Consider the following 14891-nt stretch of genomic DNA (forward strand, 5'->3'; position numbering starts at 1 on the left):
TCAACCCGCCAACACCCGGCAATAAAACCGCCATTCCTCCTCCAGCGCATGGGCAAGGTTCTGTGCCTTGCGAAAACCATGACGCTCCTCAGGGTAGAAGTGCCCAACCGCTTCGATGCCATTGGCTCTCAGCGCCTCCAGCATGCTGCGGGTCTGTTCCGGCACTACCACCGCATCCAGCTCACCCTGGAAGAAGATCACTGGCGCCTTGATCCGCTCAGCATGCAGTAGCGGCGTGCGTTGCCGGTAGCGCTCGGCATCTTGCTGCGGGTCGCCGATCAGCCAGTCCAGGTAATCGCCTTCGAACTTGTGAGTCGCCTTGCCCAACGCGATGGGGTCGCTGACGCCATAGAGGCTGGCGCCCGCGCGGAATACGTCGTGGAAGGCCAGGGCGCACAGGGTGGTGTAGCCGCCGGCACTGCCGCCGCGAATGAACGCCTTGTCCGGGTCTATCAAGCCTTGCCCGGCGAGGAAGGCAACGGCGGCGCAGGCGTCCTGCACGTCGATTTCGCCCCAGCGCAGGTGCAATGCCTGGCGATAGGCGCGGCCATAGCCGCTGCTGCCGCGATAGTTGAGGTCGGCGACGGCGAAACCACGCTGGGTCCAGTACTGGATGCGTGCGTCGAGTACCGGGTAGCAGGCCGAGGTCGGGCCTCCGTGGATGAATACCACCAGCGGGGGGGTGTGCTGGCTGTCCATGGCTGGGTAGAAGAATCCATGGGCCAGGGCGTCGCCACTCGGGTAGCTGATGGGCTGTGGATAACTGATGCGCTCGGCTGGCAGTACCTCGCCGCCACCTGCCAGGACCCGGCTGCGCTGGCCGTCGCGTGCGATGGCGAGGATTGCCGGTGGGCGCGTGGGTGAGGCGGCGATAGCATAGAGGTGCTGTGCGTCCATCGCCAGGCTGCGAAACCGCGTGTACTCCTCGGCGAACACTTGCAGGTCTTGGTCTTCGCTGCGAATCGCCAGCTTGCCGAAGCCGTTGTCGAACCAGGTCGCGAGATAGCCTTGCGGGCCCAGGGGCAGCCAGGTGCAGGCGCCCAGTTGCCACGGCGCAGCAGCGTGGTCGGCAGCTTCGGCAGGGATAGCCTGCCAGCCGCCGTCGAACTCGCCCCAGGGCTGCCAGAAACCGTTGCGGTCGGACAGGCAATACAGCCTGCCGTCAGTGTCGAAGCGAGGCTGTTGCAGGGACTCGTCCTGGCCGGCCACGCAGTGCGGCGGCCCCCAGTGTCCGTCGGCTTGCCGCGCACGGCTCATCAGGCGGGTAAGGGTCCAGGGCTGCGCCGGGCGATCCCATTCGATCCACGCCAGGCGCTGACCGTCGGGACTCAGAACAGGGGAGGCGTAGAAGTCGGCACCTTCGGCCAGTACCTGGCGCATGCCTGCGGCCAGCGTCACCAAGCGGTGCTCGACGCATTCGCCATGCCGCTCCTCGACCGCCAGCACCTGGCCGTCATGCCATTGCAGGTCGCCATAGCGGCATTCTGAGGCTGCTGTCAGTGCTAGGGGGGGCGAGCCGTCCAGCGCCTGGCTGTAGACCTGCTGGTCCTTCTCGTTGACGAAGACCACCGCATGCGGGGCCAGGCAGAAACTGCCGCCGCCGTATTCATACACTCGGCTGCGCGCGCTGAAACCGTCCGGTGTCAGGCAGTGGGCCTGCTGCTGGCGCCAGTGCCAGATGCGGCAGGCGCCATCGGCGGGGCGGAATTCGTTCCAGAACAGCCCCTGCTCGCCGACCTTGAGTTCGGCGAAGTCGGTGCCGGCGGCCACCGCCTGGGTGGCACTGAACTCAGCCGCGGGCGATGACACGGGAGTTGCGCTCATTGCGGAAGGTCATCTGTTCGATGTTCATCTGAGCGGTCTGCGCCTCCTCGCGGGCCTTGAGAATGATGCCGTGATCCGGCGACTTGGCGCACACCGGGTCGGCCTTGCTGGCATCGCCAGTGAGCATGAAGGCCTGGCAGCGGCAACCGCCAAAGTCCTTTTCCTTTTCGTCGCACGAACGGCAGGGTTCGGGCATCCAGTCGTAACCGCGAAAGCGGTTGAAGCCGAACGAGTCGTACCAGATATGCCGCAGGTCGTGGTCGCGCACGTTGGGAAACTGCACCGGCAACTGACGCGCGCCATGACAGGGCAGGGCGGTGCCGTCGGGGGTGATGGTCAGGAACAGGCTGCCCCAGCCGTTCATGCAGGCCTTGGGGCGTTCTTCATAGTAGTCGGGGGTGACGAAGATCAGTTTGCACGGATTGCCGTCGGCTTTCAGCCGTTCACGGTACTGGTTGGTGATGCGCTCGGCGCGTTCGAGCTGCTCTTTGGTCGGCAGCAAGCCCAGGCGATTGAGGTGCGCCCAGCCGTAGAACTGACAGGTGGCAAGTTCGACGAAGTCGGCTTCGAGGGCGATGCACAGCTCGATGATGCGGTCGATCCGGTCGATGTTGTGCCGGTGGGTGACGAAGTTCAGTACCATCGGATAACCGTGGGCCTTCACCGCGCGCGCCATTTCCAGCTTCTGCGCAAAGGCCTTCTTCGAGCCGGCCAGCAGGTTGTTCACCTGTTCGTCGCTGGCCTGGAAGCTGATCTGGATATGGTCCAGACCGGCCTGCTTGAACGCGGCGATCTTCTGCTCGGTGAGGCCGATGCCGGAGGTGATCAGGTTGGTGTAGTAGCCCAGGCGCCGGGCCTCGCCGATCAGCTCGGCGAGGTCCTGGCGCACCAGCGGCTCGCCGCCGGAAAAACCGATCTGCGCCGCGCCCATTTCACGGGCCTGTGCCATCACCTCGAACCACTGTTCGGTACTCAGCTCCTTGCCCTGGGCGGCGAAGTCCAACGGGTTGGAGCAGTACGGGCACTGCAGCGGGCAGCGATAGGTCAGCTCCGCCAGCAGCCACAACGGCAGGCCGACCGGCACCTCAGGCGAGGGTGATCCAGTGTTCGGCACGGGCCACCTCCATGAACTGCTCGATGTCCTCGGCCACTTCCGGGATACCGGGGAATTGCTGTTCGAGCTCAGCGATGATCGCCGCGACATCGCGTTGGCCATTGACCAGCCCACCGATCAGGCCGGCACTGTCGTTGAGCTTGATCATGCCTTCGGGGTACAGCAGCACGTGGCCCTTCTGCGCGGGTTCGTACTGGAAGCGGTAGCCGGTGCGCCAGTTCGGCACCAGTGTGCGGTCGAGACTCATAGTGCGATCCCCTTGTGCCAGACCCGTTCGCTTGTGACGCTGTGATAGGGCGGGCGGTTCAGTTCATAGGCCATGCTCATGGCATCGAGCATGCTCCAGAGGATATCCAGCTTGAACTGCAGGATTTCCAGCATACGCTCCTGCCCTTCGCGCGTGGTGTAGTGCTGCAGGGTAATCGCCAGGCCATGCTCTACATCGCGTCGGGCCTGGCCCAGGCGGGTGCGGAAGTACTCGTAGCCGGCCGGATCGATCCAGGGATAGTGCTGCGGCCAGCTGTCCAGGCGCGACTGGTGGATCTGCGGGGCGAACAGCTCGGTCAGCGAGCTGCTGGCCGCTTCTTGCCAGGATGCACGGCGGGCGAAGTTGACATAGGCGTCGACGGCGAAGCGCACGCCGGGCAGCACCAGCTCCTGCGAACGCAGTTGCTCCGGGTCCAGGCCCACCGCCTGGCCGAGGCGCAGCCAGGCTTCGATGCCGCCGTCCTCGCCGGGGGCGCCGTCGTGGTCGAGCAGGCGCTGGATCCACTCGCGGCGTACTTCGCGGTCCGGGCAATTGGCCAGGATCGCGGCATCCTTCATGGGGATGTTCACCTGGTAGTAGAAGCGGTTGGCCACCCAGCCCTGGATCTGCTCGCGCGTGGCGCGGCCCTGGTACATCGCCACGTGGTAGGGGTGATGGATGTGGTAGTAGGCGCCCTTGGCGCGCAGGGCCTGCTCGAACTCGGCAGGGGACATCGGCAGTGCGTCGCTCATCAGGCCTCCTTACAACTCGATGCTCATGCCATCGTAGGCGACTTCCACGCCACGGCGCTGGACTTCGGCGCGCTCTGGGGAGTCCTCGTCGAGAATCGGGTTGGTGTTGTTGATGTGGATAAGCACCTTGCGCTGGCGCCCGAAGGCATCGAGCACCTCCAGCATGCCACCGGGGCCGTTCTGGGCCAGGTGGCCCATTTCGCGGCCGGTGCGGGTGCCGACGCCGCGGCGTTGCATTTCATCGTCTTCCCACAGGGTGCCGTCGACCAGCAGACAATCGGCGCCGTGCATCATCTGCAGCAGCTTGTCGTCGACCTGACCCAGCCCCGGCGCGTAGAACAGCTTGCCACCAGTGCGCAGGTCCTCGACCAGCAAGCCAAGGTTGTCGCCTGGGTGCGGGTCGAAACGGTGCGGCGAGTAGGGTGGCGCCGCGCTGCGCAATGGGAAGGGCGTGAATTGCAGATCAGGGCAGGCGGGGATGACGAAGCTGCCTTGCAGCTCGATGCGATTCCACTGCAGGCCACCGTTCCAGTGGCTGAGCATGGTGAACAGCGGGAAGCCGGTGCTCAGGTCCTGGTGGACCATGTCGGTGCACCAGACCTGGTGCGGGCAGCCTTCGCGCAGGCTGAGCAGGCCGGTGGTGTGGTCGATCTGGCTGTCGAGCAGGACGATCGCGTCGATACCGGTGTCGCGCAGGGCACGTGCCGGCTGCATCGGTGCAAAGGCCTGGAGCTGGGCGCGGATGTCGGGCGAAGCGTTGCACAGGATCCAGTGCTCACCGTCGTCGGACAGGGCAATGGACGACTGGGTGCGTGCCGTTGCGCGCAGGCTGCCATCGCGAAAGCCCTTGCAGTTGACGCAGTTGCAGTTCCACTGGGGGAAACCGCCACCGGCGGCGGAACCGAGAATCTGGATGTACATGGCTACTGTCTTGCCCCTGGTCCATGAAACGAAAACGCCCCGGCGGGCCGAGGCGTTGCACTGCAGCGCTGCTTAGCGGCTGGCGAAGTACATGGTGACTTCGAAGCCGATGCGCAGGTCGGTGTAAGCGGGTTTGGTCCAGGTGGTCATGGTCGAACTCCTTCCGGATGGTGTGGGTGGATGTCAGCTATCTACTTTGGTGCCGCCTGAGTCAGGAGGTTCCATTGGCTGAGATTGCGCTATCTTACAAGAAAAATTTGTACCGAAAGGTTAATTCTTCGAAAAGCGCCCTTGCAGTACAGGTAACAATCCTCGCCTCAGACAGAGAGAATTTGCTCAATGCGCGCATCCGGTGCTTCGCTGGTGGCCAGGCATAGCCAGCCGTGCTCGGCGTCCAGAAGGCGTTTCACCAGATCGTCCAGTATTGGCTGGTCTGTCCTGAGAATAGACCTGCGCAGATGGGAAAGGTCTGTCGGCTCTGTAGCCAGATATGTCTGCCAGGCCCATTCGGCGACTTCCGCATTGGCCATCGCCGGCTCCTCGAACTGCGCGGCCAGGGCCCTTACGGCGGCGGGGTCGAACGTGACGCCGTCGGCCAACAGGCTGAGCAGGTGTTCGAGAATCTGGCCGGGCGTTGCCTGTGGCGATTGCACACCGAACAGCAGGCCGCCTTGGCCTTCTATCTGACGAAAGGCGCTGAACACGGCATAGCCCAGTTGCAGTTCGACCCGCAGGCGCTGGTAAACCGGCCCTTGCAGCGCTTGCGCCAGTACCCGACCTGCGCCTTCATCGTGTGCGGGAACCGGGCAGAACAGCAGCAGCGCATGCTCGCTGCCGCCCGTGGGGTGATGCAGCCAGCGTCGGGCCGGCAACGACCGGGAGGCCGGCGGTGGCGTCTCCGGCAACCCCGGTGCATGTGCCAATACCGCGCCGAGGGCCGCTTGCGCTGCGCCATCGAAGCCGATGGCGAGGCCGTGTCGAGGCGCGCTGGCCCAGATCTGCCCAAGCATTGTCAGGTCCAGCAGGCAGGCTGGCTGTGGCTGTATGGTTGCCTCGCGCAGGTGATCGGGCAGCGCCTTGAGCAGTGCCCTGATCGGGATGTGCGCTGGCTCGGCGGGCGCAGGTGTGTTCAGCAAGTGGGGTGCAGGGTGGCGCAGGTGTTCCAAGGCCAGGTCGAGGGTGCGGATTACCGCGCCAGACGTGCCCGCACAGCGCAGTTGCCAGTGTTCGCCAATGAGAGAGAAGTCCAGTTGCAGCGAGGCGCGGCGGGCGCGTTCGCGCAGTGGTTGCAGCGCTTGTGACAACACTGCGTGAAAGCGCTCGCGCAGGGGTGAGGCGATACGCCAGCGTAGATACAGCGTTGCGAGGCCTCGCTCGACCGGCAGGATGTCGCTGACGGTCAGATCATCCGGCAGCGCTGCGCATCCAACCGGGAGGTCGGCGATCAGCAGGGGCTCATCGTGCGGTTGCTGCCATTGGCCCTGCTCACCGCTCGGCAGATCATCGAGCAGTGCCTTGAAGGCTTTCAGTGCCTGGGCATCCAGCGCTTCGAACGGCCGCTGGGCACTGTCCCGACGGGCGAGTTCAAGTGCGCTGGCTGCTTGCTTGCGACTGTGTTGAAGGCGCTCGAACTCGTTGTTGAGCGCTGCGGCGTCCAGGCGCCGCAACGCGCCGAACCAGCCGTGCAGCAGTGCGCGAACCTCGGCTGGCGGGGCGTCCGGCTGCAGTTGCAGGCGGATGTGCCAGAGCAACTGGCCGGCAAAGGCATACAGCGAATCGCTGTGAACCTCCTGGAGCCAGCCGCGTTGGCGCAGGGCATCGAGCCAGCCGCCTGGGCGGCTGTCGTTCAGGCAGGCCTGCAGCAGGTCCAGGGCCTGCTCGGCACCTGGCGGAAGGTGCTCGTGGGCGAACAGCAAGTCAAGGCCGCCTCTGGAGGCTTCGAGCTCGATCAAGGGGGTATCGAGCAAGGGGGCGGGAGGTGTTTGTGCTTGCATTTCGCCCGCCCTGAACAGGCTGCCGAACTGCCGGCCCAGTGCTTCGAGCTGCATCAGCGATTGCGGCCCGCACAGGCTCAGATGGATCTGCCCACCGCGATAGAAGCGAGCATGGAAGTCGCCCAGCGCGCGCTGGAAAGCCGGGTCCTGCAACGCCAGGCTGTACCGGTTGCCTGCGTGGAACCCGCTCAAGGGATGATGTGGCGATACGCATTGCAACAGCCTGAACTGGCGTTGCGCCTCGGCATTGCGTGACCAGGCGATGAACTCCGCATGGATCACTTCACGCTCGCGGTGCTGGCGTGCCAGGCTCAGGTCCGGTTCGGCGAGCATCTGGCACAGGCGCTCCAGCGCTGAGCCCAGGGCCGAGACGGGCACTTCGAAGAAAAAATCGGTGGTGCGTTCGCGGGTACTGGCATTGACCTGGCCGCCGAACGCCTGGACATGCCGCATCAGGCCGTCTTCCAGTGGGAAGCGCGCGGTGCCGAGGAACAGCAGGTGCTCGAGAAAGTGCGCTATGCCCGGCCACCTCGCCGGAGCGTCATGACTGCCGGCATGGACCCTCAAGGCGGCGGCGGCGCGCTTGAGGCGCGGGGCGTGGCGCAGGGTCAGGCGCAGGCCGTTGGGCAGGGTGAGTGTGTTGAAAGCGTCGGTCATGGAGCGATGCTAGCGCATTTACGGCGGCCGGGCCGGTGCCATCTGCCAAGGTGCCGATTTCACCGGTGAACCCGCTCCTTTCCCGTCGGCTTTAATCCTGACCGCGATGAAGATCCCGCCGCAGGTCCGCAAGATATGGAAACGCCTCACGCCCCTTCACCACCCGTTCGTGCTCAAGGTCGGCCAGCAATTGGCATTCCTCGCGTCCGGCCATGGCCAGCAGGCTGCCGTCCGGGCCGATGATGCTGCTCTGCCCGCAATACTGGATCTCACCCTCAGCCCCGCAGTAGTTGGCGTATACCAGATAGCACTGGTTCTCCTGCGCCCGCGAGCGCACCGTCACCTGGCAGACGAAGTCGTAGGGCGTCATGTTCGCGGTCGGCACCAGGATCAGCTCGGCGCCTTCAAGCGCCAGGCGCCGGGCGTTCTCGGGGAATTCGATGTCGTAGCAGATCAGCAGACCCAGCTTCCAGCCATCGAGCTCGACCACCGGAAAATGGTTGGCGCCCGGGCTGAACATCGAGCGGTCCAGCTCGCCGTACAGGTGGGTCTTGCGGTAGTTGCACAGGCTGCGGCCGTGGGCGTCTATCAGTTGCACGCTGTTGTGAATCGAGCCGTCCTCGGCCCGCTCCGGGTAGCCATAGACGATGGCGATGCGCTGCGCCTGGGCAATCTCCACCACCGCCATGGCCGACGGTCCGTCTTCGGGTTCGGCCAGGCGCTGCACCGCTTCGGCGCCGATGTTGTAGCCGCTGAGGTACATCTCCGGGCACACCAGCAGTTGCGCGCCCCGCGCTGCCGCCAGTTGTGCCTGGTGCTGCAGGCGTTCTAGATTGCCGGGCACGTCCAGTGGCCTGGGCGCTCCCTGGAACAGGGCGATGCGCATGAGCGCCTCCTCGTCTCAGTCAGGCAGGGCGATAGGGCCGATCTCGTGGAACACGTCGCCCGGCCCGGGATTGTCCGCATGGGTCTTGCCGCCGAAGTGGTTCATGATACCCCACACCGCATTCAGCGACGTTTGCACCGCGCCTTCGACCCAGGCCGGGGTCCAGGACACGTCGTCGCCAGCAATGAAGATGCCGCGCTGCTCGGGGGGCAGGTCCTGTTGCATGAAGTGCGCGTACATGCGCTGGTTGTAGCGGTAGTGACCTGGCAGCGCACCTTTGAAGGCGCCGAGGAAGTAGGGGTCGGCCTCCCAGGAGATGGTGATCGGGTCGCCGATGATGTGCCCCGCGATGTCGGTTTTCGGGTAGATCTTCTTCAGCGCATCCAGGGCAAGCTGCACGCGTTTCTCGGTCGGATGCGGCAGCATCTTCAGCGCATCGCTCATCCATGCGTACGACAGGCAGATCACTCCCGGCTTGTCGTCGCCGTTGTCGAACAGGTAGGTGCCGCGGGTCAGGCGATCGGTGAGCGTCATGCTCAGCAGGTCGCGGCCGGTCTGCGGATCCTTGTCCTTCCAGAACGGGCGATCGACCATGACGAAGGTCTTCGACGACTGCATGTAGCGGGTGCGGTCCAGGGCCATCCACATCTTCTGCGAGAACAGCGACTCTTCGCAGTCGATCTGGGTGGTCAGCAGCCAGCTCTGGCAGGTGGTGAGCACGGCGGCGTAGTGGCGGGTGTCGCCATAGTTGTCGGTAACCGCCAGGCGGCCATCGCTGGCGCGGGCGATGCGCTTGACCCCGGCCCGCGGCGCGCCGCCGTGCAGCGAGCGAAGACTGGTGCCGGCCGGCCAGTGCGCAGTGCTGTCCGGCACATGCCGCCAGATGCCCTGCGGCACTTGCTCCACACCTCCGACCACCAGGTGCTGGTGATCGTCGCAGTTGGTCATGACCACGCGGAAGATTTCCAGCATCGAGTTGGGGAAGTCCGAATCCCAGCCGCCGGTGCCGAAACCGACCTGGCCGAACACTTCCCGGTGTTGGAAGCTCAGCTTGGCGAAGGCTTTGGAGGTGGCGACGAAATCGTAGAAGGTGCGGTCGTCCCACAACGGCACCAGGGTATCCCACAGGGCCTTCAGGCGCGGCACGTCGCGCTCGCGGATGGCCTGCTGAATCTCGCCGAAGCGTGCGCCGTCCTCCAGTGCATCGGCCCAGGCTTCGGCCACCTCGTGGAACAGGGCCGGCAGGTCGGCGGCTTTCTCGGCGTAGTAGGTCTGGCCTTCGAGATCGATCACCGTGCTGCCCGACGCCGGGGTCAGCGGGTTGGGGAAGGGTTTCGTTTCCAGGCCGAGCTTGTCGACATAGTGGTAGAACGCGGTGGACGATACCGGGAAGCGCATGCCGCCCAGTTCGGCGACGATACCGTCGGTGCCGTTGAAGGCTTGCGAGCGCAGGCGCCCGCCGAGCTTCGAGGCTTCGTAGACGACCGGCTTGAGGCCCAGCTTCATCAGCTCGTAGGCCGCCACCAGCCCAGCGATGCCGGCACCGACGATCGCCACTTCTTCGCCATGCCTTTGCGCGGGAATGCTGCCAAGGCCTGCGGGATGCTCGAGCCAGTCATCGAAGGCGAAGGGAAAATCAGGGCCGAAGATGGTGACCGGCGGCTTGCCGTCGACGGGGTGGCGGTTTTTCTTGTTCATCTGATGACCTTGCCAGAGCGGCTGCGCTGAGAGCGGAGCCTGAGTATAGGAAATGCGTGGCGGTCATTTTATGAAGCGTGGCGTTCGTAATTAAGAGCAATAGTGGCGTCGATATGCAGGCTGATATGTCGATATGACGATCAGGGTTTGCATTATGACAAACGCCTATCCAGGCTGCCCGCGATCCACCTTGCTGCTCAGGATGATCGAGGTGGTGGTCTTTTCCACCCCTTCCAGGCTGCCAATCTGGTCGAGCAACTGGTCCAGCTGTTCCGGTGAGTCACTGAGCAGCCAGGCAACGTAGTCGAACTCGCCACTCACCGCGCACAGCTGCTGTACCTGCCCCATCGCCGACAGGCGGCGCACCACTTCGCGCCCTGATCGTGGTTGCACCGTGATGCCGACATAGGCCTGCAGACCACCCCCGACCAGGCGCTGGCCCAGGCGCACGCCGTAGCCGGTGATCACCTTGTGCTTTTCCAGGCGCGCCAGGCGCGACGTGACGGTGGTGCGGGCGATGCCCAGTTGGCGTGCGAGGGTAGCGACGTTTTCGCGGGCGTTGATCTGCAGCAGGGCAATGAGCTGACGATCGATTTCGTCGAGGGCGATGGCGCGGGAGTCCGGCATGACAAATCTCTGCAATGGGTGCGCTAGCCTAGCCAGACCTGGGCTCGGGCGGCAAGATGAGCCGTTCGCACGATGATGGCAAAATGATTAAATCGATTTCACTTCTGTCCTTGAGCGGGTGCGTATTATGATGCGGCACTTGGTATTTGATAATCATTCTCGCTAAAGAATTGACGCCAGAAATCCCCTCTGCCTAGCTGTAGGTGCCACGTGTCCAGCCTGTTCAAGTTCGACGTCGATGCGGCGTTCTGTGTTTCCTTGCGCGATCGGCAGGACAGCCGCGAGCGCTTCATGCGGGAAGTGGGCAGCAGGATTGGCAATCCACTGGTCTTCCACCTCAGGGACAAGGACATCAACCCGATTCGGGGCCACTACGAGTCCCATCGCGCCTTGGCGCTGATGGCCCTGGAGCACGGCTGGCAGCGCATCCTGATTTTCGAGGACGATGCCAAGCCCTACGACTGGCGTGCCACGTCGATCAACTGGATCAACCGCTTCATCGCCACCCGGCCGTTCGAGAGCCTGCACCTGGGCTATACCATGGGCCGCACCTGGCTGACCTGGTTTCCATTCATCGCCCGTGGGCGGGTCAGTGCACCGCATGCCTACATCCTTTCCCAGGAAGGCTGTCGAGTGCTGGTTGCCGCGCCTTACGACGGTAGAACGCTGGACAGCCTGTTCAAGCGACGGATCAAGCAGCACTGCGCCTACCCGATGCTGTTCCGCCGCATCAGCACTGCCGCCTCCCAGGATGCGCGTGTCGCCCAGCATGAGGAGGCGCAGTGGCAGCAGAACTGGGGGCGCCACCTGCGCTCGCCGCTGAAGTATTTCTGGAAAACCTTGTTACGCTGGGGCTTTTGATAGCGCAGGGGAAACCGGCATTGACCTTCGAACATCTGCTGGAGTGCTGGCGACTGGAAGTCTCCAACAAAAAGAAGCCGGGGCGATTGGTCAGTTTGCTGAGTAACGTCCTGCGTCGGTCACGCAGGGATAACAAGCTGCGCTTCCTGTTTTCCTACCGTCTGGCTCAGTACCTGGACGGCAAAGGGGGGCTGGCCCGCCGGTATGCCCGCGGCATGCAGCAGCGACTCAATCTGAAGTATGCGCTGGACATCGACATCGGCGCGCAGATTGCGCCTGGGTTGCGCATCGCCCATCTGCCGGGCGTTGTCATCACTCGGCATGTACGGATCGGGCGCAATTTCTTCATTCGCCAGAACTGCACGATCGGTATCAAGACCTTGGGGCTGGAGCACTACGCGCTGGAGATCGGCGACAACGTCAGCCTGGGCGCCAACAGTTGCATCATCGCCGACCGCCTGCGCATCGGTGACAACGTGGTGATCGGTGCGATGTCACTGGTCACCCGCGACATTCCCGCCGACACGACGTTCTACAACCCACGGCAGGCGACGCTGCTGCAGCGCTGACGGTTGCCGTGAGGTTCAGCCGACCGACGCGGCAGGCGAACGATTGCCGCGACTGCCCGACAAAAGCACCATGACTGCCGCCAGCAGCAACACACAAGCATAGGCATTGGTGGTAACGACCAGCCCGACATGCTGGGTGGCGATGCCGGCGGCAACTGCCGGCAGGCTGAAGGCCAGGTAACTCAGCACATAGAACCCGGCCATCAGCCCGCCGCGTTCGTGAGCGTGGGCCAGCGGCACGACCGAGCGCAAGGCGCCGAGAAATCCGCCACCAAAGCCCAGGCCGGCGACTGCGGTACCGAGGAAGAACAGCCAGGCCAGGCCGCAGTCCACGCCGATCAGGGTCAGCAGCAGGCCGGTGACCAGTGCCAGGCTGCCGCGGCGCAGGATCACCTGGGCCTCGCTGTTGCGCAGGACGAAGATGCCCAGCGCGCCGCAACTGGTGAGGAGAAAGACCAGGGTGCCGCCGACCAGCGGTGCCTGCAGCCCTGTGACCTGGCGCGCGAGCGTCGGCCCCAGCGACAGGTAGAAGCCTCCTAATGCCCAGAGACTCGCATTCAGCGGTGCGATCCGCCAGAAGGCCCGCCGGGCCTGCGGCGGAATCCGCACCCGTGGCCGCAGCGAGGCCCATGCACCGGGCTGACGGCTGATGCTTTCCGGCAGGCGCGCCAGCACCAACGCGAACAACGCAAAGATCCCCAACAGAACCAGGAACACCCGGTGCAGCGGTTCGCCGGAAAACTGCATCAACGCACTACTGCCCAAGGCGCCAAGGGCCAGGCCCAGCATCGGTGTCACGCTGTTGAGCAGCGGCCCGCGCTCACGGTCGAAATCCAGCAACGCCGCACCCAGCACACTGGTAGCAAGCCCTGTGGCGCAGCCCTGCAGCAAGCGGGCGACGATCAACGCCTCGACCGATTCTGCACGCAGGAATACCGCCATGGCCAACACCTCCAGTGCCAAGGCGGCTGCTATCACTGGGCGCCTGCCGATGTGATCGGACAGCGAGCCGCACACCAGCAACGTCAGCAGCAAGCCGCCCGCGTAGATGCTGAAGACCACACTCAGCAAGGCCGGCGAGAAGCCCCAGGTTTCGCGGTAGAGGGCGTAGAGGGGTGTCGGCGCGCTGGCCGCAGCCGAGAAGGCGATCAGTATCGCCTCCAATAACCACAGGGAGGCAGCGCGAGACAGACCGTTGCGGCGTTCGCGCATGCTTTTGGGTAAGGTATCGCTCATGGTTGCTCTCGCAAAGGCTAAGAGTTAGCTTTTGCAGACGATGAACCTGTTTCGAGATAAAAGCAAACTCTTTGCGTTAAGGTGCTTATGGCGATCAATCAGGGCGTGCGTCCAGGCGGGCGTAGTGCGAGGGTCCAGGCCTCGGTCCACAATGCGGTCAATCAGCTGCTGGAGGAGCGCGAGCGTGGCGAACTGACCGTGCCGCTGATCGCTGCCCGCGCTGGAGTAACGCCTTCGACCATCTATCGACGCTGGGGCGACCTAAACGAACTGCTGGGTGACGTTGCGCTGCAGCGCATCCGCCCGGACAGCGGCCCGACCGACACCGGCAGCCTGGCTGGAGATTTGCTCGCCTGGGGCATCCAGTACATGGAAGAGACGTCATCGGTACCCGGCCGCGCCGCGGTGCTCGACTTGCTGGCGGCTGGCGGCGGCTGCTCCGGACGCTGCCTGGAGATTGCCACGGCACAGTTTGGCGCGATTCTCGAACGCGCAGTGTCACGCGGTGAGCCGGTTCCGAGCAATGATCGCGTGGTCGATAGACTGATGGCCCCGCTGGTGTACCGGATTCTGTTTTCCGGTGAGCCGCTGGAAGCGGCGTATGTGGAGGCTCTGGTGGAGGTGACGCTGGAGGGGATTGGCGGCTGAGGGTTTAATCGCCGGACATGGCCGCCAGATGCAAAAAAGCCGCGCTGATGCGCGGCTTTGTCGTATCTGGTGGGCCCACACGGACTCGAACCCTGGGTCAAAGGCCATGAGGTGCTTAGCAACGCGTCAAGCCCAGAAACTGGGCTTGGCTTAGCGCAGGTACAGTTAGCTGAAAGCAGCGTAGTAACTGGTGTTGAGCGTATTTAAGCGAAGGTGCGTGAAGATACAGCTTGGCCACCCGTCTTGAGCTGACGTGTACGTTGAGGATCATGCTTAAACGCCCCCTGACCGTTGCTCTTTGAGGATGTCTTCAACTCTGCGCTGGTGTCCGGCTTTGACCAGCTTCAGGTCGTAGCCGGCCGCTTCCAGCAACCGAACCAGCACTGAAACACTCATATCGCCCTTGGCCAGTGTTTCCATGCGCGCCACAGTCGTGCGCGAGACGCCGGCACGGCTGGCCAGCGCTTCCTGACTCAGCTTCGCGTCGCCACGCGCCTGTTTCAGCATCTCGGAAACATCGTAGAGAGTAGTCATTTGTATCTCTTGGGCATCAAAAATAGGTGTAATGCCAAAAAATGTAGCCCCTGAGCTACATTCTAACAAGTATCGCCAGTGCTGTTTTTGTGGCTCATAGGCTACATAGTGCGTGTGAAGCTAGGATTTTGTAGCCCGGAGGCTGCAAAGCTCCAAATTTTAGTCAGCATCTGCATCGGTTTCCGGCTGGAAGTGCTGTTAGCTTCGCGCGCTAAGGCCCTGGTACTTGGGTCATAGTCAGCACGCTGGGCCAAAGGCTTTCCTGGCGGCGCGTTCGATGGTGAGGGCCATCACGTGGCGCAGCCCTTGTTTCACTTTGCGCC

The 14891-nt window shown here is 63.8% G+C and carries 15 protein-coding genes; 3 read left to right on the top strand and 12 right to left on the bottom strand.

Features of this window, described 5'->3' with window-relative positions:
• From AB688_RS04130 to AB688_RS04170, 10 genes are all read right to left on the bottom strand, one after another.
• Positions 1-1824, bottom strand: a complete 1824-nt coding sequence (locus tag AB688_RS04130) for an alpha/beta hydrolase family protein (RefSeq protein WP_063542356.1) — start codon at positions 1822-1824, stop codon at positions 1-3.
• Entirely contained in the window at positions 1790-2938 is a 1149-nt protein-coding gene (gene pqqE, locus AB688_RS04135) for a pyrroloquinoline quinone biosynthesis protein PqqE (RefSeq protein ID WP_054892197.1), read from the bottom strand. Before pqqE ends, AB688_RS04130 begins: the two co-directional genes overlap by 35 nt.
• Complete coding sequence (gene pqqD, locus AB688_RS04140) at positions 2910-3185, bottom strand: pyrroloquinoline quinone biosynthesis peptide chaperone PqqD (RefSeq protein ID WP_063542358.1); 276 nt, start codon at positions 3183-3185, stop codon at positions 2910-2912. Before pqqD ends, pqqE begins: the two co-directional genes overlap by 29 nt.
• Positions 3182-3937, bottom strand: coding sequence for a pyrroloquinoline-quinone synthase PqqC (gene pqqC / locus AB688_RS04145; protein WP_054892199.1), 756 nt, complete (start codon positions 3935-3937; stop codon positions 3182-3184). The genes pqqD and pqqC overlap by 4 nt, the downstream gene beginning before the upstream one ends.
• A gap of 9 nt (positions 3938-3946) precedes the next feature.
• Positions 3947-4858 (bottom strand): pyrroloquinoline quinone biosynthesis protein PqqB, encoded by a 912-nt coding sequence (gene pqqB / locus AB688_RS04150; RefSeq protein WP_063542360.1) that lies wholly within the window; start codon positions 4856-4858, stop codon positions 3947-3949.
• 72 nt (positions 4859-4930) lie between these two features.
• Positions 4931-5008, bottom strand: a complete 78-nt coding sequence (pqqA, locus tag AB688_RS26055; protein ID WP_081255326.1) for a pyrroloquinoline quinone precursor peptide PqqA — start codon at positions 5006-5008, stop codon at positions 4931-4933.
• Between the two features lie 167 nt (positions 5009-5175).
• Positions 5176-7509, bottom strand: coding sequence for a pyrroloquinoline quinone biosynthesis protein PqqF (gene pqqF / locus AB688_RS04155; protein WP_063542362.1), 2334 nt, complete (start codon positions 7507-7509; stop codon positions 5176-5178).
• Positions 7510-7600: 91 nt separating this feature from the next.
• Positions 7601-8395 carry a carbon-nitrogen hydrolase family protein gene (locus tag AB688_RS04160; RefSeq protein WP_054892202.1) on the bottom strand — a complete coding sequence of 265 codons (795 nt, stop codon included), beginning with the start codon at positions 8393-8395 and terminating at the stop codon, positions 7601-7603.
• 15 nt (positions 8396-8410) lie between these two features.
• On the bottom strand, positions 8411-10093 hold the full coding sequence (locus tag AB688_RS04165) for a flavin monoamine oxidase family protein (RefSeq protein ID WP_054892203.1): 1683 nt from the start codon (positions 10091-10093) through the stop codon (positions 8411-8413).
• 165 nt (positions 10094-10258) lie between these two features.
• Positions 10259-10720: an Lrp/AsnC family transcriptional regulator gene (locus tag AB688_RS04170; protein WP_063542364.1), complete on the bottom strand. Its 462-nt coding sequence runs from the start codon at positions 10718-10720 to the stop codon at positions 10259-10261.
• Positions 10721-10930: 210 nt separating this feature from the next.
• Between AB688_RS04170 and AB688_RS04175 the strand changes: the two genes are divergently transcribed.
• Together AB688_RS04175 and AB688_RS04180 are read left to right on the top strand one after the other, a co-directional pair.
• Complete coding sequence (locus tag AB688_RS04175; protein ID WP_231100287.1) at positions 10931-11581, top strand: hypothetical protein; 651 nt, start codon at positions 10931-10933, stop codon at positions 11579-11581.
• Between the two features lie 20 nt (positions 11582-11601).
• Positions 11602-12150: a serine acetyltransferase gene (locus AB688_RS04180; RefSeq protein WP_063542366.1), complete on the top strand. Its 549-nt coding sequence runs from the start codon at positions 11602-11604 to the stop codon at positions 12148-12150.
• Positions 12151-12165: 15 nt separating this feature from the next.
• Here the strand turns inward: AB688_RS04180 and AB688_RS04185 are convergent, their stop codons facing one another.
• A complete protein-coding gene (locus tag AB688_RS04185; protein ID WP_231100289.1) occupies positions 12166-13386 on the bottom strand; it encodes an MFS transporter in 1221 nt (406 codons plus the stop codon).
• A gap of 87 nt (positions 13387-13473) precedes the next feature.
• Between AB688_RS04185 and AB688_RS04190 the strand changes: the two genes are divergently transcribed.
• The gene (locus AB688_RS04190) at positions 13474-14034 is read left to right on the top strand and encodes a TetR/AcrR family transcriptional regulator (RefSeq protein WP_063542370.1); all 561 of its coding nucleotides are present in this window, start codon (positions 13474-13476) and stop codon (positions 14032-14034) included.
• A gap of 273 nt (positions 14035-14307) precedes the next feature.
• Here the strand turns inward: AB688_RS04190 and AB688_RS04195 are convergent, their stop codons facing one another.
• Positions 14308-14568 carry a helix-turn-helix transcriptional regulator gene (locus tag AB688_RS04195; RefSeq protein ID WP_063542372.1) on the bottom strand — a complete coding sequence of 87 codons (261 nt, stop codon included), beginning with the start codon at positions 14566-14568 and terminating at the stop codon, positions 14308-14310.
• Positions 14569-14891 lie beyond the last annotated feature (323 nt).

This window comes from Pseudomonas putida (assembly GCF_001636055.1).
Lineage (GTDB): Bacteria > Pseudomonadota > Gammaproteobacteria > Pseudomonadales > Pseudomonadaceae > Aquipseudomonas > Aquipseudomonas machongensis.